Origin of the sequence: Streptomyces cinnamoneus (genome assembly GCF_014650495.1) — a bacterium.
Classification (GTDB): domain Bacteria; phylum Actinomycetota; class Actinomycetes; order Streptomycetales; family Streptomycetaceae; genus Streptomyces; species Streptomyces cinnamoneus.
The window spans coordinates 255,166-276,227 of record NZ_BMVB01000004.1 but is presented as its reverse complement, the minus strand read 5'-3'; the positions used below and the strand labels follow the sequence as shown (position 1 = coordinate 276,227).

20 protein-coding genes are annotated in these 21,062 nt (G+C 71.7%); 3 read left to right on the top strand and 17 right to left on the bottom strand.

What is annotated here, in order from left to right; all coding sequences use genetic code 11:
- Window positions 1-54 precede the first annotated feature (54 nt).
- Both hisS and IE182_RS08280 read right to left on the bottom strand, forming a co-directional pair.
- Window positions 55-1,323 carry a histidine--tRNA ligase gene (gene hisS / locus IE182_RS08285; protein WP_190109008.1) on the bottom strand — a complete coding sequence of 423 codons (1,269 nt, stop codon included), beginning with the start codon at window positions 1,321-1,323 and terminating at the stop codon, window positions 55-57.
- Window positions 1,324-1,334: 11 nt separating this feature from the next.
- Window positions 1,335-2,054: an MBL fold metallo-hydrolase gene (locus tag IE182_RS08280; protein WP_190109007.1), complete on the bottom strand. Its 720-nt coding sequence runs from the start codon at window positions 2,052-2,054 to the stop codon at window positions 1,335-1,337.
- A gap of 196 nt (window positions 2,055-2,250) precedes the next feature.
- Here IE182_RS08280 and IE182_RS08275 point away from each other — a divergent pair, with 196 nt between their 5' ends.
- Both IE182_RS08275 and IE182_RS08270 read left to right on the top strand, forming a co-directional pair.
- Window positions 2,251-3,066 carry a peptidylprolyl isomerase gene (locus tag IE182_RS08275; RefSeq protein ID WP_190109006.1) on the top strand — a complete coding sequence of 272 codons (816 nt, stop codon included), beginning with the start codon at window positions 2,251-2,253 and terminating at the stop codon, window positions 3,064-3,066.
- 212 nt (window positions 3,067-3,278) lie between these two features.
- Entirely contained in the window at window positions 3,279-4,508 is a 1,230-nt protein-coding gene (locus tag IE182_RS08270) for a DUF349 domain-containing protein (protein WP_190109005.1), read from the top strand.
- 65 nt (window positions 4,509-4,573) lie between these two features.
- On the opposite strand, the gene IE182_RS08265 is transcribed toward IE182_RS08270, so the two are convergent.
- From IE182_RS08265 to IE182_RS08210, 12 genes are all read right to left on the bottom strand, one after another.
- Complete coding sequence (locus IE182_RS08265) at window positions 4,574-7,120, bottom strand: RelA/SpoT family protein (RefSeq protein ID WP_190109004.1); 2,547 nt, start codon at window positions 7,118-7,120, stop codon at window positions 4,574-4,576.
- A gap of 169 nt (window positions 7,121-7,289) precedes the next feature.
- Window positions 7,290-7,856, bottom strand: coding sequence for an adenine phosphoribosyltransferase (locus tag IE182_RS08260; RefSeq protein ID WP_190109003.1), 567 nt, complete (start codon window positions 7,854-7,856; stop codon window positions 7,290-7,292).
- Window positions 7,853-8,965, bottom strand: a complete 1,113-nt coding sequence (secF, locus tag IE182_RS08255) for a protein translocase subunit SecF (RefSeq protein ID WP_190109002.1) — start codon at window positions 8,963-8,965, stop codon at window positions 7,853-7,855. The genes IE182_RS08260 and secF overlap by 4 nt, the downstream gene beginning before the upstream one ends.
- Window position 8,966: 1 nt before the next feature.
- Window positions 8,967-10,769, bottom strand: a complete 1,803-nt coding sequence (gene secD, locus IE182_RS08250) for a protein translocase subunit SecD (protein ID WP_190109001.1) — start codon at window positions 10,767-10,769, stop codon at window positions 8,967-8,969.
- A 147-nt stretch (window positions 10,770-10,916) separates the two neighbouring features.
- Window positions 10,917-11,408, bottom strand: coding sequence for a preprotein translocase subunit YajC (gene yajC, locus IE182_RS08245; RefSeq protein WP_190109000.1), 492 nt, complete (start codon window positions 11,406-11,408; stop codon window positions 10,917-10,919).
- Window positions 11,409-11,573: 165 nt separating this feature from the next.
- Window positions 11,574-12,659: a Holliday junction branch migration DNA helicase RuvB gene (gene ruvB, locus IE182_RS08240; RefSeq protein ID WP_190108999.1), complete on the bottom strand. Its 1,086-nt coding sequence runs from the start codon at window positions 12,657-12,659 to the stop codon at window positions 11,574-11,576.
- A gap of 123 nt (window positions 12,660-12,782) precedes the next feature.
- Complete coding sequence (ruvA, locus tag IE182_RS08235; RefSeq protein WP_190108998.1) at window positions 12,783-13,400, bottom strand: Holliday junction branch migration protein RuvA; 618 nt, start codon at window positions 13,398-13,400, stop codon at window positions 12,783-12,785.
- A complete protein-coding gene (ruvC, locus tag IE182_RS08230; RefSeq protein WP_190109164.1) occupies window positions 13,397-13,948 on the bottom strand; it encodes a crossover junction endodeoxyribonuclease RuvC in 552 nt (183 codons plus the stop codon). The genes ruvA and ruvC overlap by 4 nt, the downstream gene beginning before the upstream one ends.
- A 130-nt stretch (window positions 13,949-14,078) precedes the next feature.
- Complete coding sequence (locus tag IE182_RS08225; RefSeq protein ID WP_190108997.1) at window positions 14,079-14,831, bottom strand: YebC/PmpR family DNA-binding transcriptional regulator; 753 nt, start codon at window positions 14,829-14,831, stop codon at window positions 14,079-14,081.
- Between the two features lie 62 nt (window positions 14,832-14,893).
- Window positions 14,894-15,484, bottom strand: a complete 591-nt coding sequence (pdxT, locus tag IE182_RS08220) for a pyridoxal 5'-phosphate synthase glutaminase subunit PdxT (protein ID WP_190108996.1) — start codon at window positions 15,482-15,484, stop codon at window positions 14,894-14,896.
- An 83-nt stretch (window positions 15,485-15,567) separates the two neighbouring features.
- Window positions 15,568-16,473 (bottom strand): pyridoxal 5'-phosphate synthase lyase subunit PdxS, encoded by a 906-nt coding sequence (gene pdxS / locus IE182_RS08215; protein ID WP_190108995.1) that lies wholly within the window; start codon window positions 16,471-16,473, stop codon window positions 15,568-15,570.
- Window positions 16,474-16,790: 317 nt separating this feature from the next.
- Entirely contained in the window at window positions 16,791-17,333 is a 543-nt protein-coding gene (locus tag IE182_RS08210) for a LemA family protein (protein WP_190108994.1), read from the bottom strand.
- A gap of 184 nt (window positions 17,334-17,517) precedes the next feature.
- Between IE182_RS08210 and IE182_RS08205 the strand changes: the two genes are divergently transcribed.
- Window positions 17,518-18,219, top strand: coding sequence for a VC0807 family protein (locus tag IE182_RS08205; RefSeq protein WP_190108993.1), 702 nt, complete (start codon window positions 17,518-17,520; stop codon window positions 18,217-18,219).
- Window positions 18,220-18,304: 85 nt separating this feature from the next.
- On the opposite strand, the gene IE182_RS08200 is transcribed toward IE182_RS08205, so the two are convergent.
- Genes IE182_RS08200 through pgsA form a run of 3 tightly spaced genes read right to left on the bottom strand, consistent with a single transcriptional unit; the run spans window position 18,305 to window position 21,056 of the window.
- Window positions 18,305-19,465, bottom strand: coding sequence for a glycosyltransferase family 4 protein (locus IE182_RS08200; RefSeq protein WP_190108992.1), 1,161 nt, complete (start codon window positions 19,463-19,465; stop codon window positions 18,305-18,307).
- Entirely contained in the window at window positions 19,462-20,397 is a 936-nt protein-coding gene (locus IE182_RS08195) for a phosphatidylinositol mannoside acyltransferase (protein WP_190108991.1), read from the bottom strand. Before IE182_RS08195 ends, IE182_RS08200 begins: the two co-directional genes overlap by 4 nt.
- On the bottom strand, window positions 20,394-21,056 hold the full coding sequence (gene pgsA, locus IE182_RS08190) for a phosphatidylinositol phosphate synthase (RefSeq protein ID WP_190108990.1): 663 nt from the start codon (window positions 21,054-21,056) through the stop codon (window positions 20,394-20,396). Before pgsA ends, IE182_RS08195 begins: the two co-directional genes overlap by 4 nt.
- Window positions 21,057-21,062: the final 6 nt, after the last annotated feature.

Sequence of the window (21,062 nt, the reverse complement as noted above, 5' to 3'; positions counted from 1 at the left end):
CGTCGATCCCATCAGTAGGTCGGTGTCGCCCATTCTGCACCAGTGGCCTGTGAATCAGCCGTGGGCCGAAAGGACTTCACTCACCACGGTGTCGAACGCGACGGCCTTCTGTTCGCCACTGGCCAGGTCCTTGAGCTGCACCACGCCCTCGGCCAGGTCCCGCTCGCCCGCGACGAGCGCGTAGCGGGCGCCCGAGCGGTTGGCCGACTTCATGGCGTTCTTCAGACCCTTTCCGCCAAAGGCGAAGTCCGTCGCGACGCCGGCCCGGCGCAGCTCGGTCACCAGGCCGAAGAGCACCCGGCGGGCCTCCTCGCCCAGCGGCACGGCGAACACCTGGGTGGGGGCGGGCAGTTCGAGCTCGATGCCCTCCGCCTCCAGCGCCAGCACCGTGCGGTCCACGCCGAGCGCCCAGCCGACGGACGGCAGCGCGGGGCCGCCGATCATCTCGGACAGGCCGTCGTAGCGGCCACCGCCGCCGACCGCGGACTGCGAGCCGAGGCCGTCGTGGACGAACTCGAAGGTGGTGCGGGTGTAGTAGTCCAGGCCGCGCACCAGCTTCTCGTCGTCCTCGAAGGCGACGCCGGCGGCGGTCAGCAGCTCGCGCACCTGCTCGTGGTACTCCTTGCACGCCTCGCACAGGTGGTCGCGGAGCATGGGGGCGCCGACGAGCTGCTTCTGGACGTCCGCGCGCTTGTCGTCGAGGACCCGCAGGGGGTTGATCTCGACGCGCCGGCGGGTGTCCTCGTCGAGGTCCAGGCCGCGCAGGAAGTCCTGCAGGGCGGCCCGGTAGGCGGGACGGCACTCCTTGTCGCCCAGCGAGTTCAGCAGCAGGCGGAAGTTCTTCAGGCCCAGCGACTTGTAGGCGTCGACGGCCAGGATGATCAGCTCGGCGTCCAGCGCCGGGTCCTCGGCGCCGATGGCCTCGGCACCGACCTGCGAGAAGTGGCGGTAGCGGCCCTTCTGCGGGCGCTCGTAGCGGTAGTACGAGCCGGAGTACCAGAGCTTGACGGGGAGGTTGCCGGCCTTGTGGAGGTTGGCCTCCAGGGCGGCGCGCAGCACGGAGGCGGTGCCCTCGGGGCGCAGGGCGAGCCGCTCGCTGCCCTCGCTGCGCTGGGTGAGGGTGTACATCTCCTTGGTCACGATGTCGGTGGACTCGCCGACGCCGCGGGAGAACAGCTCGACCTGCTCGAAGCCGGGGGTCTCGACGTAGCCGTAGCCGGCCCGCTTGAGCGGCGCGGAGATGGCCTCGCGGACGGCCAGGTAGACCGCCGAGACCGGCGGGATCAGGTCGTAGGTGCCCCGGGGGGCCTTGAAGGTGCTCACGGAAACTCTCGTCACATTCCTCGTCGCGGAGCCGGGTGTGCGGCTCCAAGGCCGGCGGCCACGTCCCGCAGGTACGGGTTGGTGGCGCGCTCGTGGCCGATGGTCGTCTGGGGACCGTGGCCGGACAGCACCACGGTCGAGTCCTCCAGGGGCAGGCACACGCGGGCCAGCGACTGGAGCATCTCGGCGTGGTCACCGCCGGGCAGGTCGGTGCGTCCGATGGAGCCGGCGAACAACAGGTCGCCCGAGAAGAACACCGACGGGACGTCTGCTCCGTCGGGGGCTTCGGGCATCCTGAAAGTCACCGACCCCTTGGTATGGCCGGGTGCGTGCGCGACGGAGAACTCCAGCCCGGCGAGGTCCAGCCGGCTGCCGTCGGTCAGCTCCTTGACGTCGTCCGGCTCGCCGACGGTCAGCTCGCCCATGAGCTGCTGCCCGATGGAGCGGCCGAGGGCCTTCTCCGGGTCGCTCATCATGTAGCGGTCGGCGGGGTGGATCCAGGCCGGGACGTCGTGGGCGCCGCACACGGGGACGACCGAGGCGACGTGGTCGATGTGGCCGTGGGTGAGGACGACGGCGACGGGCTTGAGCCGATGCTTCTTCAGTGCTTCCTCGACGCCCTGGGCCGCCTCGTGGCCCGGGTCGATGATCACGCACTCCTCACCTGCGGCCGGGGCGACCAGGTAACAGTTGGTCCCCCAGGCCCCGGCGGGGAACCCGGCAATGAGCACGTTCGTCCTTAATGATCGGTAATGATCGGTCGGCGTTGCGGCCGGTGGGAGTCCCGACGGGAGCCCCCGGCGTGACACCCGACCGCCTCAGAGCCTACCGGCGGCACTCCTGCCGCCGCGAACCCGTATACGGTACGGGCACACGCGCGACATACGGCTCATGACATGCGCAGCGACGGCACGAGGAGAGGACCCGGTGGTCACTAACGAGCAGCGGCGGCGGCAGCTCGCCCGGGAGAAGTTCGAGCGGCAGCAGCAGCGCCGCGAGGCGGCGCAGCGCAAGGCCCGCCGCCGCAACGCGGTGATCGCCGCCGGTCTCGCCGTGGTGCTGGCCGCGGGCGTGACCGCGTACGCGACGGGCGCCCTGTCCGGAGGCGACAAGGACCCGTCCGACACCACCGCGGACAGCACGCCGAGCCCCAAGAAGGTCGTGGACCCCTGCGCCCAGCCGGCGCCCGGCTCTCCCTCCGGCAAGACGTGGAAGTCGGAGCCGGAGATGAGCGTCGACAAGTCGGCGTCGTACGCGATGGACCTCAAGACGACGTGCGGCTCGATCGACGTCAAGCTCGACGCCGCGAACGCGCCGCACACGGTCAACTCCTTCGAGTTCCTGGCGAAGGAAGGGTTCTTCGACCACAGCAAGTGCCACCGGCTCACCACCGGCGGGATCTACGTCCTGCAGTGCGGTGACCCCAAGGGCAGCGGTCAGGGCGGCCCCGGCTACACGCTGCCGGACGAGAACCTCAAGGACGAGAAGCTCAAGGGCAACGTCTACCCGGCGGGCACCGTCGCGATGGCCAACACCGGCCAGCCGCACACCGGGGGCAGCCAGTTCTTCCTCGTCTACCAGGACAGCCAGCTGCCGCCGCAGTACACCCCGTTCGGCACGATCGGCGCCGAGGGCATGAAGGTGCTCAAGAAGATCGCCGACGCCGGCGAGCGATCGGGAGCCGGCGACGGCGCCCCGAACGCGACCGTGGTGATCGACAAGGCGGCGGTGACCAAAAACTGACGCCCGGACGGCGAAATTTCGGTCGCGCGGGATACGGACAGCCGGGCCGCCGTTCGCCTATGTTGGCGTTGTGTAGGGTGCCTGCTCCGACGGCTCTACGCACCCGGATGATCAAGCCGTCGGACCGGCCAGGGCGCGGCCCTGCCCGGCAATAACTGTGGACGATGCGCGCGGGCCGCCCACCGGCCCCGGCATCATGTGGAGGAGGCGCTGTGAGCAGCGACCCGTGGGGCCGCGTCGATGAGACGGGGACCGTGTACGTGCGTACCGCCGACGGCGAGCAGGTCGTCGGCTCGTGGCAGGCCGGGTCTCCCGAGGAGGCCCTGGCTTACTTCGAGCGCAAGTACGAGGGACTGGTCGTGGAGATCGGCCTCCTCGAACGACGGGTCAGGACCACCGACCTGTCCGCCAAGGACGCGATGACCGCGATCGACCACCTGCGTACGCAGGTCGACGAGCACCATGCCGTGGGTGACCTGGCCGCGCTGCGGGAGCGGCTGGACAAGCTGGTCTCCACCGTCGAGTCGCGCCGTGAGGAGCGCAAGGCGGCCAAGGCCAAGCAGTCCGAGGAGGCCCGTACGGCCAAGGAGGCGCTGGTCGCCGAGGCCGAGGAGCTGGCGGCGAGCGAGCAGTGGCGGTCGGCCGGCGAGCGGCTGCGCGCCCTGGTCGACACCTGGAAGGGCCTGCCCCGGCTGGACCGCAAGACCGACGACGAGCTGTGGCACCGCTTCTCGCACGCCCGCTCGGCGTTCTCCAAGCGGCGCAAGGCGCACTTCGCGTCGCTGGACGCGCAGCGCGAGGATGCCCGCAAGGCCAAGGAGAAGCTGGTCGCCGAGGCCGAGGCGCTCTCCGGGTCCACCGACTGGGGCCCGACGGCCGCGCGTTACCGCGACCTGATGACGGAGTGGAAGGCCGCCGGCCGCGCCCAGCGCGAGGCGGAGGACGAGCTGTGGACCCGCTTCCGGGGCGCGCAGGACGTCTTCTTCCAGGCGCGCAGCGAGGTGTTCGCCGAGCGCGACGCCGAGCAGCAGGGCAACCTCACGCTCAAGGAGGAGCTGGTCGTCGAGGCCGAGAAGCTGCTCCCGGTCGCCGACCTGAAGTCGGCGCGGGCCGCCTTCCGGTCGATCAACGAGCGCTGGGAGGCCATCGGGCACGTCCCGCGCGACGCCCGGCCGAAGATCGAGGGCCGGATGCACGCGGTCGAGCGCGCCATCCAGGAGGCCGAGGAGTCCGAGTGGCGGCGCACGAACCCGGAGGCGCGGGCCCGTGCGGCCGGTCTGACGGGCCAGCTGCAGTCGGCGGTCGACAAGCTCCAGGAGCAGGTCGACAAGGCGCGTGCGGCCGGCAACGACGCCAGGGCCGACAAGCTCGCCAAGGAGCTGGAGGGCCGCAAGGCGCTGCTGGACCAGGCGCTGAAGGGCCTGGAGGAGTTCGGCGGCTGAACGCCGGCATAAGGGCATGACGTAAGGGGCGCCGACCGTGGCCGGCGCCCCTTACGCATGTCCGCTTACGGCCTGCGGGCCGAGGTCACGCGGTAGACGTCGTAGACGCCCTCGACGCCGCGGACCGCCTTCAGGACGTGGCCCAGGTGCTTGGGGTCGCCCATCTCGAAGGTGAAGCGCGAGGTGGCCACGCGGTCGCGGGAGGTCTGCACGGCGGCCGAGAGGATGTTGACGTGCTGGTCCGACAGGACCCGCGTGACGTCCGACAGCAGCCGGGAGCGGTCCAGGGCCTCGACCTGGATGGCGACGAGGAAGACCGACGACTGGGTGGGCGCCCACTCGACGTCGAGGATCCGCTCGGGCTGCTGGGAGAGCGAGTCGACGTTGACGCAGTCGGCGCGGTGCACCGAGATGCCGTTGCCCCGGGTGACGAACCCGATGATCGGGTCGCCGGGCACGGGGGTGCAGCAGCGGGCCAGTTTGACCCACACGTCCTCGACGCCCTTGACGACCACGCCCGGGTCGGCGCTGGAGCGCCGCTTGGAGCGGCCGCGGATCGGCGCGGTCTCCTCGATGTCCTCGGTGGCCGCGTCCTCGCCGCCGAGCGCCTGGACGAGCTTCTGCACCACGCCCTGTGCCGCGACGTGCCCCTCGCCGATGGCGGCGTAGAGGGAGGAGATGTCGGGGTAGCGCATCTCGTGCGCGAGGGTGACCAGCGAGTCGCCGGTGAGGATGCGCTGGATCGGCAGGTTCTGCTTGCGCATGGCCCGCGCGATGGCGTCCTTGCCCTGCTCGATGGCCTCGTCGCGGCGCTCCTTGGAGAACCAGGCGCGGATCTTGTTCCGGGCGCGCGGGGACTTCACGAAGCCCAGCCAGTCCCGGGAGGGGCCGGCGCCGGGGGCCTTGGACGTGAAGACCTCGACCAGGTCGCCGTTGTCGAGGGTCGACTCCAGCGGCACGAGCCGCCCGTTGACCCGGGCGCCTATGGTGCGATGGCCGACCTCGGTGTGCACGGCGTAGGCGAAGTCGACGGGGGTGGCGCCGGCCGGGAGCGCTATGACGTCGCCCTTGGGCGTGAAGACGAAGACCTCGTTGCGGGAGAGGTCGAAGCGCAGGGACTCCAGGAACTCGCCCGGGTCCTCGGTCTCCTTCTGCCAGTCCAGCAGCTGCCGGAGCCAGGCCATGTCGTTGACGGTGTCCTGGTTCTTGCCGGCGTTCTTCGGCACGTCCGTGCGGATCTTGGAGGCTCCGGCGACGGCCTCCTGCTTGTACTTCCAGTGCGCGGCGATGCCGTACTCGGCGCGGCGGTGCATGTCGAACGTGCGGATCTGCAACTCGACGGGCTTGCCGCTGGGCCCTATGACCGTCGTGTGCAGCGACTGGTACATGTTGAACTTGGGCATCGCGATGTAGTCCTTGAACCGCCCCGGGACCGGGTTCCACCGGGCGTGGACGGTGCCGAGCGCCGCGTAGCAGTCGCGGACGGTGTCGACGAGGACGCGGATGCCCACCAGGTCGTAGATCTCGGCGAAGTCGCGGCCCCGCACGATCATCTTCTGGTAGACGCTGTAGTAGTGCTTCGGCCGTCCGGTGACGGTGGCCTTGATGCGGGCGGCACGCAGGTCGGCCTGGACCTCGTCGGTGACGATGGCCAGGTACTCGTCCCGCTTGGGGGCGCGCTCGGCGACGAGGCGGACGATCTCGTCGTACATCTTGGGGTAGAGGATCGCGAAGGCGAGGTCCTCCAGCTCCCACTTGATGGTGTTCATGCCCAGCCGGTGGGCCAGCGGGGCGTAGATCTCCAGGGTCTCGCGGGCCTTCTTCTCCTGCTTCTCCCGCTTGAGGTAGCGCATGGTGCGCATGTTGTGCAGGCGGTCGGCGAGCTTGATGACCAGGACGCGCGGGTCCTTGGCCATGGCGACGACCATCTTGCGCACGGTCTCGGCCTGCGCGGCCTCGCCGAACTGCACGCGGTCGAGCTTGGTGACGCCGTCGACGAGCAGGGCGACCTGGTCGCCGAAGTCCCGGCGCAGGTCGTCGAGGCCGTACTCGGTGTCCTCGACGGTGTCGTGCAGCAGGCCGGCCATCAGGGTGGCCGGATCCATGCCCAGCTCGGCGAGGATCGTGGTGACGGCGAGCGGGTGCGTGATGTACGGGTCGCCGCTCTTGCGCTTCTGGCCGCGGTGCCAGCGCTCGGCGACCTGGTAGGCCCGCTCGATCTGGCGCAGCGTCGAGGTGTCGGCCTTGGGGTCGTTCCCGCGCACGATGCGCAGCAGGGGCTCCAGCACGGGGTTGTACGGGCTGGAACGTTGCACGCCCAGACGGGCGAGGCGGGCGCGGACGCGGCTGGAGGAGCCGGGGCGGGGCGCGGCACCGGGCGAGGGCGTGGGCCGGGCGGGCGACGGGGAGGGCTGCGGGCGGGCCGCCGGCTGGGGCCGGGCGGCGGCCTGGTGCGGTCCGTCGCCGCCGCGCGGCGTGCTCCGGCCGCCGCCGGGGGCGGGCTCGGGGGCGCTGTGCGGGCTGCCGGTGGGCGTGCCCGCGGCCGCCGCGGCCTCGGGAGACGGCTTGTCCTGGTGAGCGGCGGTCAGCGGCTGGTGGACCTCGTCTGGCAAGAGCACTCCTCATGCGTTCCGGCCCCCCGTTCAGGTCCGGACTGCCATGGTATCGATCCCGGCCACCGGAGCGCCGCGCGCCCGGCTGTGGCAAGGCCACCGGCGCCCCGCACGACGCAGGGCGAGCACCGGAAGCTCCCGGTGCCCGCCCTGTGATCGTGGCCGTGCCTCAGACCGTGATCAGCGCCTCCAGGGGCGCGCCGGCGAGGGCGCCCTGCAGGCGCTCCCGGCCGGGCAGGAAGCTGAGCTCCATCAGCACGGCGACGCCCGCCACCTCGGCGCCGGCCCGGCGGATGAGCTGCAGGGACGCCTCGGCGGTGCCGCCGGTGGCCAGCACGTCGTCGATGACGAGCACCCGGTCGCCGCTGTCCAGGGCGTCCGCGTGCATCTCGATCTCGGCGCTGCCGTATTCGAGGTCGTACGCCTGGGCCAGCGTGGCGCCCGGCAGCTTGCCCGCCTTGCGCACGGGCACGAAGCCGAGCCCGGCACGGACGGCGACGGGGGCGGCCAGGATGAAGCCGCGCGCCTCCAGGCCGACGACCTTGGTGGCGCCGTGGCGCTCGCAGAGCCCGGCGAGGGCGTCGGTGAGCGCGCCGAAGGCGCGGGCGTCGGCGAGCAGCGGGGTGATGTCCTTGAACGTCACGCCCGGCTTCGGGTAGTCCGGCACGTCGTGGATGCGGCTGAGCAGCAGCTCGGTCAGCTCACGGTCGGCGCCCGCGGCGCTCGCGGCGGTCATCGGCGCTTGCCCGTCGCACCGCCGCGGCCGCGGTTGCGGCTCGCGGTCTGGCTGCGCTGGCCGACGACGCCGGCCGCGGCGTCCTCGGCGTCGTCCGCGTCGGTGGCGTCCTCGGGGGCCTCACCGGCCTCGGCCTTGGCCGCGTCGGCGGCGCGCCGGGCGCGCACCCGCTTGGCCAGGGCCTTCATCTGCGGGTCGCGCTCCTTGAGGTCGGCGACCAGCGGGGTGGCGATGAAGATCGAGGAGTAGGCACCGGCCGCGAGGCCGACGAAGAGGGCGAGGGAGATGTCGTTGAGCATGCCCGCGCCCAGGAAGCCGCCGCCGATGAACAGCAGGCCGGCGACCGGGAGCAGCGCGACGACCGTGGTGTTGATGGAACGCACCAGGGTGCCGTTGAGGCTGCGGTTGGCCATCTCGCTGTAGGTGAAGCGTGCCTGCTTGGTGAGGTCCTTCGAGCCCTCCTTCAGACCGTCGAAGACGACGACGGTGTCGTAGAGGGAGTAACCGAGGATGGTCAGCAGACCGATCACGGTGCCCGGAGTGACCTCGAAGCCGACGAGCGCGTAGACGCCGACGGTGATGGTGAGGTCGTGGACCAGCGCGATCAGGGCGGCGAGCGCCATGCGCCATTCGAAGGCGATCGCCAGGTAGATCACCACGAGGACCATGAAGGCCGCGAGGCCCGTCCATGCCTTGTCGGCGATCTGGTCACCCCAGCTGGGGCCGACGATGTCGGTGTTGACCTTGTCGAGCGGCACGTTGAGCTTCTTGGCCAGCGCCTCCTGGGTCTTGCGCGACTGCTCGGGGGTGAGGTCGCTGACCTGGACGCGCAGCGTCCGGTCGCCCAGCTTCTGGACGACGGCGGTGTGGCCGGAGGTCTCCTCCGCCGTCGTCCGGGCCTGGGTGGCCGAGACGGAGGTCTTGGGCGTGGTGAAGACCGCGCCGCCGGAGAACTCGATGCCCATGTTCAGGCCGCGCACCGCCAGGCCGACGATGGCCGTGATGGTGATGAGGATCGAGATGCCGTACCAGATCTTCCGCTTGCCGACGAAGTCGTAGCCGACCTCACCGCGGTAGAGCCGGGCGCCGAGAGTACCGAGTCGCGACATCTCACGCCTCCTTCGGGTCGACGGGGGCGGAGGCGCGGCGGCGGGAGGCCCGCAGCGGGGGCTTGACGCCGAGTCGCTTGGGGTCCAGGCCGGACCAGGGGTGGCCGCTGGCGAAGAACTTGCGGCGGGCGAGGATCGTCATGAGCGGCTTGGTGAAGAAGAAGACCACGACGACGTCGAGGAGCGTGGTCAGACCGAGGGTGAACGCGAAGCCCTGCACCTTGCCGACGGTGACGACGAAGAGCACCGCGGCGGCGAGGAAGGAGACGAAGTCGGAGACGAGGATGGTGCGGCGGGCGCGCGGCCAGCCACGCTCGACGGCCGGCCGCAGGGTGCGGCCCTCGCGGATCTCGTCCCGGATGCGTTCGAAGTACACGATGAAGGAGTCGGCGGTGATACCGATCGCGACGATGGCTCCGCAGACGGCCGGCAGGTTCAGCGCGAAGCTGATGGCCGGGCCGAGCAGGACCATGATCGTGTAGGTGAGGATCGCGGAGACCGCGAGGCTGGCGAGGGCGACGAGCGCGAGGCCGCGGTAGTAGGCCACCAGGTAGATGACGACCAGGGCGAGGCCGATGGCACCGGCGATCAGACCGGCGCGCAGCTGCTCACCGCCGAGCGCGGCGGTCACCGTGGTCTCGGTGACGACGTCGAAGGAGAGCGGCAGGGCACCGTAGGACAGCACGTTGGCGAGGTCCGTGGCGCTCTGCTGGGTGAAGCCGCCGGAGATCTCGGCCTGTCCGCCGCCGATCGAGGTGGAGACGGAGGGGTCGGAGACGACCTCGCCGTCCAGGACGATCGCGAACTGGTTCTGCGGGGCCGGCTTGCTGGCCAGCTGGCCGGTGACCTGGGCGAACTTCTTGGAGCCCGAGGAGTTGAACTTCAGCTGGACGATCCAGCCCTTGCCGCCCTGGGAGTCGAAGACGGCGTTGGCGCCGGTGACGCCGGTGCCCTCGACGGCCACGGGACCGAGGATCTCCTTGACCTGGCCGTCCTTGCGGCAGGCGACGATCGAGTCGGTCGGCTTGGCGCCCGCGGCGGCCTCGTTGGCCTGGGAGCGGCTCTCCTTGGTGGAGCAGTCCAGCGCGTCGAGCTTCTTCTGGAGAGCGGCCGCGTCCCCGGTGGCCGGGGTGGGCGTCGGCGCCTTCTTGTCGTCCTTCTTCGCGCCCTTGTCGTCCGTCTTGGCGGACGAGGGGGCGGAGGCGCCCGGCGTCGCGTCGGCCTTGTCGGCCTTGAGCGCGTCGGTCACGGGACGGCCCTGGGTGCTGGCCGACGGGGAGGGCGAGCCGGAGGACTTGTTCTTGTCGTCCTGCTTGCTCTTCTCGTCCTGCTTGCCCTTGTCGGCCTTGTCCTTGTCGCCGGTGGCGCTGGGCGCGGGCTCCGGGGTCTTGACGCCCGCGGTGGACGTCAGGACCGGCCGGAAGCCGAGCTGTGCGGTGGTACCGACCTGCTGGCGGGCCTGCTTCGCGTTCGTCCCCTTGGGGATGTTCACGATGATGTGCTTCACGCCCTGCGTCTGCACCTCGGCCTCGCTCACGCCGAGACCGTTGACACGGCGGTCGATGATGCCGACGGCCGTGTTCATGTTGGTGGTGTTGATCGCATTGGGCTTGCCGGGCTGGTTCTTGGCCTCCAGCGTGAAGCTCGTACCCCCCGCGAGGTCGATGCCCAGCCGCGGTGTGGTGTGCCCGGAGGCGAACATCCCCGCGGTGAGCGCCACCATGGCGATCAGGATCAGGGCCAGGACTCGGCCCGGCCTGCCCTGGCCGCCCGGGGACCTGCGGCCCTTCTTCGGTGCTGCCACCTTGTCGTTTCTCCCTGTCCAACCGTCCGGCGTCGGGTGTTCGCCGGACGGCCACGAGTGTTGTGGGGACTGCCCCCCGCCGGAGCCTAGACCGTAACGGAACCGCGGTGCACCGCTCGGTGGGTGCTCCGCGGTTCCGGGAAGTGGCTACTTCGCGTCGGTGTCGCCGTCCCGCTTGGCGTCCTTGGTCCCCGCCTCGGTCCCCTCACCGGACACGGCGGGCTCGGCGCCCTTGTCCTCGGTGGTGGCGGCGTCCTTGCCGAGGTCGATCTTCTTCTCGACCGGGGGCTCGCCGGACTCGACGGCCTCGGTCAGCGCGGAGGCGTCGTCCGGGACGACCGGGGTCTCCTCCGGCTCCAGGCCGTGGACGATGCGGTTGTACTCGGCGTCCTCCAGGACCGCGCCGATGGCGTTCTTCGCGTAGATCGCGTGCACGCCCGGGGCGACCTCCAGCAGGACCGTGTCCTCGTTGATCTCCTTGACGGTGGCATACATGCCGCCGATCGTCCGGACACCGGTACCCGGCTGCATGTGATCACGCATCTGCATGGCCTGGCGCTGCTTGTTCTTCGCCGACCGGGTCATCAGGAACATGGCCCCGATAAGCACGATGAACGGCAGGAGAGTCACGATATTCACGGGACGGGGATTCCTTCACACGACCGCTGGGGGCGCGGCCTGGTCTACGGGGGTGGTATGCCGTACATGTACGGACGGCATCGGCGGAGTCTAAGCGAGTCCGCACCTATGGAACAACGCCCAGCATGTCACCGTGGTTCCTGACCGGACCAGCCCCCGCGCCGGTCACTGCCCGAACAGGCTGTCCTCCTGCGCAACGGTGCCCGGGCCGCCGTGCACGGGCGGGGTCAGCCCGAGGTGCGTCCACGCGGCCGGGGTCGCGATGCGGCCCCTGGGCGTACGGGCCAGCAGCCCCTCCCGTACCAGGAACGGCTCGGCGACCTCCTCGACGGTCTCGCGCTCCTCACCGACGGCGACGGCGAGGGTGGACAGCCCGACGGGGCCGCCGCCGAACAGCTTGAGCAGTGCCGTGAGCACGGCCCGGTCCAGCCGGTCCAGGCCCCGCCGGTCGACCTCGTACACCTCAAGGGCCCGGGCGGCGACGTCCTGGGTGATCACACCGTCGGCCTTGACCTGGGCGTAGTCGCGCACCCGGCGCAGCAGGCGGTTGGCGATGCGGGGCGTGCCGCGCGAGCGGCCGGCGATCTCGGCCGCGCCCTTCTCGTCGATCTCCACGTCGAGCAGCCGGGCCGAGCGGTGGACGACGCGCTGGAGCTCGGCGGGGGCGTAGAACTCCATGTGCCCGGTGAAGCCGAAGCGGTCGCGCAGCGGGGGCGGCAGCAGGCCGGCCCGGGTGGTGGCGCCGACGAGGGTGAAGGGCGGCAGCTCCAGCGGGATGGCGGTGGCGCCGGGGCCCTTGCCCACGATCACGTCGACCCGGAAGTCCTCCATCGCCATGTAGAGCATCTCCTCGGCGGGCCGGGACATGCGGTGGATCTCGTCGAGGAAGAGCACCTCGCCCTCGGTGAGGGAGGACAGGATCGCGGCCAGGTCGCCGGCGTGCTGGATGGCGGGCCCGGAGGTGATGCGGATCGGGGCGCCCATCTCGGCGGCGATGATCATCGAGAGGGTGGTCTTGCCGAGCCCGGGGGCGCCGGAGAGCAGGACGTGGTCGGCGGTGGCGCCGCGGGCGCGGGCGGCCTTCAGGACGAGGTCGAGCTGCTGGCGGACCCGCTCCTGGCCGACGAACTCGGCCAGGTCCTTGGGCCGCAGCGCGGCCTCGACGGCACGGTCCTCGCCATCGGCGTCGGTGCCGACGAGGCGGTCGCCTGCCGGGGGTGTGGCGTATGCGGACTCGTCGTCCCAGTTCACGGGGGAAACCTCACGGTTGGATGCGTCGTCGGTGTGCAGGCAGGCGGTCCGCAGGGGCCGGGGGCGTCTCCCGGCGGTGGCCTGGTGGGCACGGACCACTCGGCGGTCCGCACCTAAACCGGCTCATCGCGCCCGGTTCAGCGTCTGCAGCGCCGCCCGCAGCAACTGCCCCACCTGCGGCGTACCGCCCTCGGCGGCAACGGCCTCCGCCTGCGGAGCGACCGCCGTCACGGCCTCGTCGGCCTCGCGCGCGGCGTACCCGAGCCCGACGAGCGCGGCATGCAGCTGATCACGCCAGCCTGCCGCAGGAGCGGACACGGCTGCGGTCGAGGAGCCGACCGGCTCGCCCAGCCGGTCCTTCAGCTCCAGCAGCAGCTTCTGCGCGCCCTTCTTGCCGATGCCGGGCACGGCCGTGAGCGCCTTCTCGTCGCCGGAGGCGAAGGCGCGGCGCAGTGCGTCGGGGGTGTGCACGGCGAGCATCGCCTGCGCGAGGCGGGGGCCGACCCCGCTCGCGGTCTGCAGCAGCTCGAAGGTCTGGCGCTCGTCGTCGTCGGCGAAGCCGTAGAGGGTCAGCGAGTCCTCGCGGACGACGAGGGACGTGGCGAGCCGGGCCTGCTGGCCGACGCGGAGTCCGGAGAGGGTGTTCGGCGTGCACTGGACGGCCATGCCGATGCCGCCGACCTCGACGACGGCGGTGTCGGGGGCGAGGGCCGCGACCGGGCCGGAGACGAAGGCGATCATCGGGTGCCCTTCGGGAGTCGTACGGAAGCGGTGGTGCGGCGCTGGGCATCGGCGAGCTGCTGCAGGCGGTTGGCCGCGGGGGCCCGCCAGATGTGACAGATGGCCAGGGCGAGGGCGTCGGCGGCGTCGGCCGGCTTGGGCGGGGCGTCCAGCCTCAGCAGCCGGGTGACCATGGCACCGACCTGGGCCTTGTCGGCCCGGCCGGAGCCGGTGACGGCGGCCTTGACCTCGCTGGGGGTGTGCAGCGCGACGGGCAGTCCGCGGCGGGCGGCGCACAGCATGGCGACGGCGCTGGCCTGGGCGGTGCCCATGACCGTACGGACGTTGTGCTGGCTGAACACCCGCTCCACGGCGACGTATTCGGGGCGGTGCTCGTCGAGCCACTGCTCGATGCCGCGCTCTATGAGGACGAGCCGCTCGGCGGCCTCCGACTCGGCGGGCGTGCGCACGACGCCGACGCCGACCATGCGCAGCGGACGGCCCGCGACGCCCTCCACCACTCCGACGCCGCACCGTGTCAGCCCCGGGTCCACGCCCAGCACCCGCATCGCGCCCCTCCCTTCGATCACCTGCCCGGCAGGCTATCGGCTGCCACTGACAACGGCCGATCACGCCGACGGGCCGGCGGGGTGCGTTCCCCCGCCGGCCCGTCGGCGTGATCGGCCGTTGCCGGACGTCTTACGCGTCGACCTTGGCCATGACGTCGTCGGAGACGTCGAAGTTGGCGAAGACGTTCTGCACGTCGTCGCTGTCCTCCAGCGCGTCGATCAGCTTGAAGATCTTGCGCGCGCCCTCCTCCTCCAGCTCCACCTGCATGGTGGGGACGAAGTTGGCCTCGGCCGAGTCGTAGTCGATGCCGGCCTGCTGCAGGGCGGTGCGGACCGCGACCAGGTCGGTGGCCTCGCTGAGGACCTCGAAGGACTCACCGAGGTCGTTGACCTCCTCGGCACCGGCGTCCAGGACCGCGCCGAGCACGTCGTCCTCGGTGAGCTCGCCCTTGGGGACGATGATGACGCCCTTGCGGTTGAACAGGTAGGACACCGAGCCCGGGTCGGCCATGGAGCCGCCGTTGCGGGTCATGGCGACGCGCACGTCGGAGGCGGCGCGGTTGCGGTTGTCGGTGAGGCACTCGATGAGCACCGCGACGCCGTTCGGGCCGTAGCCCTCGTACATGATCGTCTCATAGTCGGCGCCGCCGGCCTCAAGGCCACCGCCGCGCTTGACCGCGGAGTCGATGTTCTTGTTGGGGACCGACTGCTTCTTCGCCTTCTGGATGGCGTCGTAGAGGGTCGGGTTGCCCTCGATGTCGACGCCGCCCATGCGGGCCGCGACCTCGATGTTCTTGATCAGCTTTGCGAAGAGCTTGCCGCGCTTGGCGTCGATCACGGCCTTCTTGTGCTTCGTCGTAGCCCATTTAGAGTGGCCGGACATCCGCCTGTCTCCTTCGCGTAACCAAATTCTGAACGAACGACTGAGATCCTACCGGGATCTCGTTACTGCGCTGCGCGCACCATCTCCACGAAGAGGGCGTGCACTCGGTGGTCGCCCGTGAGCTCGGGGTGGAAGGACGTCGCCAGGACGTTCCCCTGCCGGACGGCCACGGCGTGGCCGTCGTAGGTGGCGATCACATCGGCGGCCCCGCCGACGGACTCGACCCAGGGGGCGCGGATGAAGACGCCCTCGACGGGGCCGCCCTCGATGCCGGCCACCTCCACCGACGCCTCGAAGGACTCGTTCTGCCGGCCGAAGGCGTTGCGGCGGACGATCATGTCGATGCCGCCCAGGGTCTCCTGGTCCTCACGTCCGTCGAGGATCTTGTCGGCGAGCATGATCATGCCGGCGCAGGTGCCGTAGACCGGCATCCCGGCGCGCACGCGCTCGCGCAGCGGCTCCAGCATCCCGAAGACGACCGCGAGCTTGGACATGGTCGTGGACTCGCCGCCGGGGATGACCAGGCCGTCGACCTCGGCGAGCTCCTCGGGGCGGCGGACCGGGCGGGCCAGGGCGTCGGCCGCGGCGAGGGCCACGAGGTGCTCGCGGACGTCGCCCTGCAGGGCGAGGACACCGATGGTGGGGGTGGACACGGGGACTGCCTCTCAGATCTGTGACGACGGGTGGGCGGCCCGCACAGCGCGGACCGCCCACCCGGGACGAACGTGCCTGCCGCTTACCAGCCGCGGTTGGCGTAGCGCTCGGCCTCGGGCAGGGTGTCGCAGTTGATGCCGACCATGGCCTCGCCGAGGTTGCGGGAGGCGTCCGCGATGATCTTCGGGTCGTCGTAGAAGGTGGTGGCCTTCACGATGGCGGCGGCGCGCTTGGCCGGGTCGCCCGACTTGAAGATGCCGGAGCCGACGAAGACGCCCTCGGCGCCGAGCTGGCGCATCAGCGCGGCGTCGGCGGGGGTGGCGACACCACCGGCGGAGAAGAGGACGACCGGCAGCTTGCCGAGCTCGGCCACCTCCTTGACGAGCTCGTAGGGGGCGCGCAGCTCCTTGGCGGCGGCGTACAGCTCGTTGTTGTCGAAGCCGCGCAGCTTGGCGATCTCGTTCTTGATCTGGCGCAGGTGGCGGACGGCCTCGACGACGTTGCCGGTGCCGGCCTCGCCCTTGGAGCGGATCATGGCCGCGCCCTCGGCGATGCGGCGCAGGGCCTCGCCCAGGTTGGTGGCACCGCAGACGAAGGGGGTGGTGAAGGCCCACTTGTCGGAGTGGTTGATCTCGTCGGCCGGGGTGAGGACCTCGGACTCGTCGATGTAGTCGACGCCGAGGGACTGCAGGACCTGGGCCTCGACGAAGTGGCCGATGCGGGACTTGGCCATGACGGGGATGGAGACCGCGCCGATGATCTCTTCGATCATGTTCGGGTCGGACATCCGGGCCACACCGCCGTCCTTGCGGATGTCGGCCGGGACCCGCTCCAGGGCCATGACGGCCACGGCGCCCGCGTCCTCGGCGATCTTCGCCTGCTCGGCGTTGACGACGTCCATGATCACGCCGCCCTTGAGCTGCTCGGCCATGCCGCGCTTGACGCGCGCCGTGCCGGTCTCGGGGTGCTGCGGGGTGGGGGTGGACACGATGTGACCTCACTAATCAAGGGCGGTGATGCTGCAAGCGTCATCAAACCCAGTGCCGCGGAGCCGGAAAAAGGGCCAATTCGAGGTGAGTGGCTTGTCCGGGCGGTCCACCGGCCGGTGGGGCCCGGTGGTCGGTGGGGTCAGTGGCTGGTGGGGTCGGTGTTCCGGTGTCGGGTCAGTGGTCGGCGGGGGCGGTGGCCTACGGGGCCAGCATCCGGTGGGCCGCTGGCCGGTGGGCCAGTGGTCGGCGGGCCCGCTGGCCGGTGGGGCCGGTGGCCGGTGGGGCCACTGGCCGGTGGGGTCAGCGGCCGGTGGGGTCAGCGGCCGGTCCGGTCGGCGAGGACCGCGGGGGGCTCGTCGTCCATCTCGAAGGCCATCGGGAACGGGGCGTGACCGGCGAGGCGGAACCAGCGCACCTTGCGGTGGCGGCGCAGCGCCCGGGCGGCCCGGACCGCGTCGTTGTGGAACCGCCGCGCCATCGGCACCCGGCGCACGGCCTGGGTCAGCTCCCCCAGCGACTCCTCGCCGCCCGGCGCCTCCCGCACCGCCTCGACCTGCGGCGCCTCGGCGAAGACCGCCCGCAGCGCCTGGCTCAGCTCGCTCTCGGCGACCTCGCGGTGCTCCTCCTCCACCTGGCGGGCGGCGTGCGCGGCCTGGTAGAGCACGATCGAGGCGGCCGGATCGAGGACCCCGGCGGTGGCGAGCTCCTGGGCGACCGAGGCCCGCCGCAGCAGCTGGGCGTCCAGGGCGGCGCGTGCGGCGTCGATGCGGCTGTGCAGCCGGTCCAGGCGGCCCGCGGTCCAGCTCAGGTAGACGCCGATGACGACCAGGGCGGCCGCGATCCAGATCAAAGTGGTCACGCCGGGTCACGTTACCGCTCGGTGAGGAGCCGTTCCGCGCCGCGGGCTCCACCCAGGGGTGGAGAGGAGGTGGAGAGGGGCCGCCGCACATTCGACCCTGGCTCCGATCCGTCTCCACCCACCGGGTCCCTAGTGTCGATGCAGGACGCCGGACCGCCCGACCGGGCATTGCAGGAGGCACCTCATGGACACCTCGGCACCGCACACGGACACACCCGCGCCGCACACGCCCGCGGCCGGGCACGGATCGCGCCCCGCGCGGGCGCTCCTGATCCCCCTGGCCGTCACCATCGTCCTGCCGATGGTGCTCTACTACGCGCTGCGGGCGCAGGGCGTCGCCCAGTGGCAGGCCCTGCTGTTCAGCGGCGCCATACCGGCGGCGCATGCGCTGGCCACCGCCGTGGTGCGCCGGCGGGCCGAGTTCTTCGACCTGTTCGTGGTCGCGCTGCTCGTCGTCTCGGCAGTGACGTCGCTGATCAGCGGGAACCCCCGGGTGCTGCTGCTGAAGGACGCGGGGCTGCCGGCGCTGCTGGGGGCGTGGATATTGGCCACGCTGTTCTTCTCACGGCCGTTCACGTTCCACTTCGGCAGCCGGCTGCGCGGGCCGGCCGCGGCGGCGGAGGCCGAGCGCGCCTGGCGCGACCGGCCGGAGTTCCGCGAGGCGCTGCGCGGGCTGACGGTGCTGTGGGGCTGCTTCCAGCTGCTCGACGCCTTCCTGAGCACGGTCGCGGCCCTGGTGCTGCCCATCGACGCGGTGCCCGTGGCGGGCAGGTTCCTGTCGTACGGGCTGCTGGCGGCGGTCGCCGTGATCACGGTGCGGCGCAGCCGCCGGTTCCGGGCGCAGCACGGCATAGCCCTGTTCGGGGCCCGGACCGCCGCGGGCTGACCCCGGCCCCGGCCGACCCCGGCGGGGGGGGCGGCCAACCCGGCGAGGGCCGGGGCCGGTCAGGGGCGGGGTCAGTCGCGGGGGGTCAGTCCCGGGCGAGGCCGAAGCGGGCGCGCAGGCTGATGCGCTCGTCGGCGGCGACCGAGGCCGCGCCGGCGGTGACCGTCTCGTAGACGGCCAGGATGTCGGTGCCGACCACGGACCAGTCGAAGCGGCGCACGTGCCGGCTGCCGCGCTCGCTCAGCTCCGCGCGGCGCCCGGCGTCGCCCAGGAGCCGGACGGCCGCGGCGGCGAGGGCGTCGGCGTCCTCGTTGGCGAACAGCTCACCGGCCGCACCCCCGTCGAGGACCTGCGTGAAGGCGTCCAGGTCGCTGGCGAGGACGGGGGCGCCGGCCGACAGGGCCTCGACGAGGATGATGCCGAAGGACTCGCCGCCGGTGTTGGGCGCGACGTAGACGTCGACGCTGCGCAGCAGGCGGGCCTTGTCCTCGTCGCTGATCATGCCGAGGAACTCGACGTTGCCGCGCATCGCGGGGGGCAGTCCGGCGACGGCTTCCTCCTCGTCGCCGCGGCCGGCGACGAGGAGCCGGGTGCCGGGGCGTTCGGCGAGGATCTTCGGCAGGGCGTTCATGAGGACGGGCAGGCCCTTGCGGGGCTCGTCGATGCGGCCGATGAAGCCGATGGTGCCGCCCTGCCACTCGGGCCGGGGCTCGGCGGCGGCGAAGAAGTCGACGTCGACGCCGTTGGGGATGACGACCGCATCGCCCCCCAGGTGCTCGACCAGGGTGCGGCGGGCGTACTCGCTCACCGCGATGCGGGCGCTGATCTTCTCCAGGGCGGGCTGGAGGATCGGATAGGCGGCGATCATCGCCCGGGAGCGCGGGTTGGAGGTGTGGAAGGTCGCCACGATGGGGCCCTGGGCGGCCCAGCAGCACAGCAGACCCAGCGACGGGGAGGTGGGCTCGTGGATGTGGATGACGTCGAAGTCGCCCTCGTGCAGCCAGCGGCGTACGCGGGCGGCGGAGAGGAAGCCGAAATTCAGGCGCGCGACCGAGCCGTTGTAGGGGACGGGCACAGCCCGGCCGGCGGAGACGACGAACGGTGGCAGCGGCGTCTCGTCGTCGGCCGGGGCCAGCACCGACACCTCGTGACCCAGCCGGATCAGGTGCTCGGCCAGGTCCCGGATGTGGAACTGGACGCCTCCGGGGACGTCCCATGAATAGGGGCAGACGATCCCGATCCTCACGGCTTCTCCGTTCCGGAGCTCTCGGATGGGCGGGGCCGGCTCGGCCGGGGTTCGAGGTCGGCGAGCCACAGCCGCTGCAGCATGTGCCAGTCCTGCGGGTGTTCGGCGATGCCCGCGGCGAAGGCGTCGGCCACCTGCTGGGTCATGGCCGCGGCCTTCTCCGCCCGGCTCCCGCCCTCCGGCACCTCGATGGGGGCGTATATCCGGCCGCGCATCACCGGCGAGCGGTCGTACCAGAGCGTGACCGGCAGCAGGACGGCACCGGTCTGGACGGCGAGCATGGCGGGCCCGGCGGGCATCTTGGCCGCCTCGCCGAAGAAGGAGACCTCTATGCCCGACGACGACAGGTCGCGGTCGGCCACCAGGCAGACCAGCCCGCCCGAGCGCAGCCGGCGGGCGAGCGTGCCGAAGGCGCTGCCGCCGGCGTGCGGCAGGACCTCCATGCCCAGGCCCTCGCGGTAGGCCACGAAGCGGTCGTAGAGCGTCTCCGGCTTGAGGCGCTCGGCGACGGTGGTGAAGGGCACCCCGAGCCGGGCGGTGACCCAGGCACCGGCCAGGTCGTAGTTGCCCATGTGGGGCAGGGCGATCACCACGCCGCGCCCGCTCGCCAGGGCCTCCTGCAGGTGGTGCAGGCCCTCGGGGGCGAAGCCGGTGCGGATGCGGTCCCTGCTCCAGACGGGCAGCCGGAAGGACTCCATCCAGTAGCGCATGTACGAGCGCATGCCCGCCCGGGAGAGCTGGGCCAGCCGGGCCGGGGAGGCGTCGGGCACGACCCGGGCGAGGTTGGCCTCCAGACGCAGCACGCCCTTGCCGCGCTGCTTCCAGGCAGCGTCGGCGATGCCCCGGCCCAGCCGCGTGGCCACGGGCTCGGGGAGCCGCTTGACGGTGCCCCAGCCGAGCCCGTACAGCGCGTCCGTCAGCCGCTCCCTCACGCGGCGTCGCTCCCGCCGGCGGCCAGCGCCGCGTCGGCCTCGGCGGACTCCCGGCGCACGGTGACCATCCGCTGGATCAGGGTGACGAAGCTGCCCACGGCCACGATCCACAGGGCGATCGGCAGCAGGACGTCGATGTGCGGCACGCCGAACGCGTGCAGTCCGGAGAGGCCGCAGGCCACCAGGGAGATCACCAGCCGCTCGGCCCGCTCGACCAGGCCGTTGACGTTCACCGGCAGGCCGATGCTCTCGCCGCGCGCCTTGGTGTACGACACGACCTGGCCGCTGGCCAGGCAGAAGATCGCCACGGCGCACAGCACGTTGTCGGAGCCGCTGCCCGCGTACCACAGGGCGAGCCCGCCGAAGATGGCCGAATCCGCGACCCGGTCCAGCGTCGAGTCCAGGAAGGCGCCCCAGCGGCTGGAGCGGCCGAGCTGGCGGGCCATGTTGCCGTCGACGAGGTCGGAGAAGACAAAGAGGGTGATGGTGATGGTGCCCCAGAAGAACTCTCCCTGGGGGTAGAAGACCAGCGCTCCCGCCACCACACCACCGGTACCGATGAGGGTCACCGCGTCGGGGCTGACGCCCAGGCGGATGAGCAGGGCGGCGAACGGCGTGAGAACACGCGTGAAGAACGCACGCGCGTACTTGTTCAGCATGGCCTT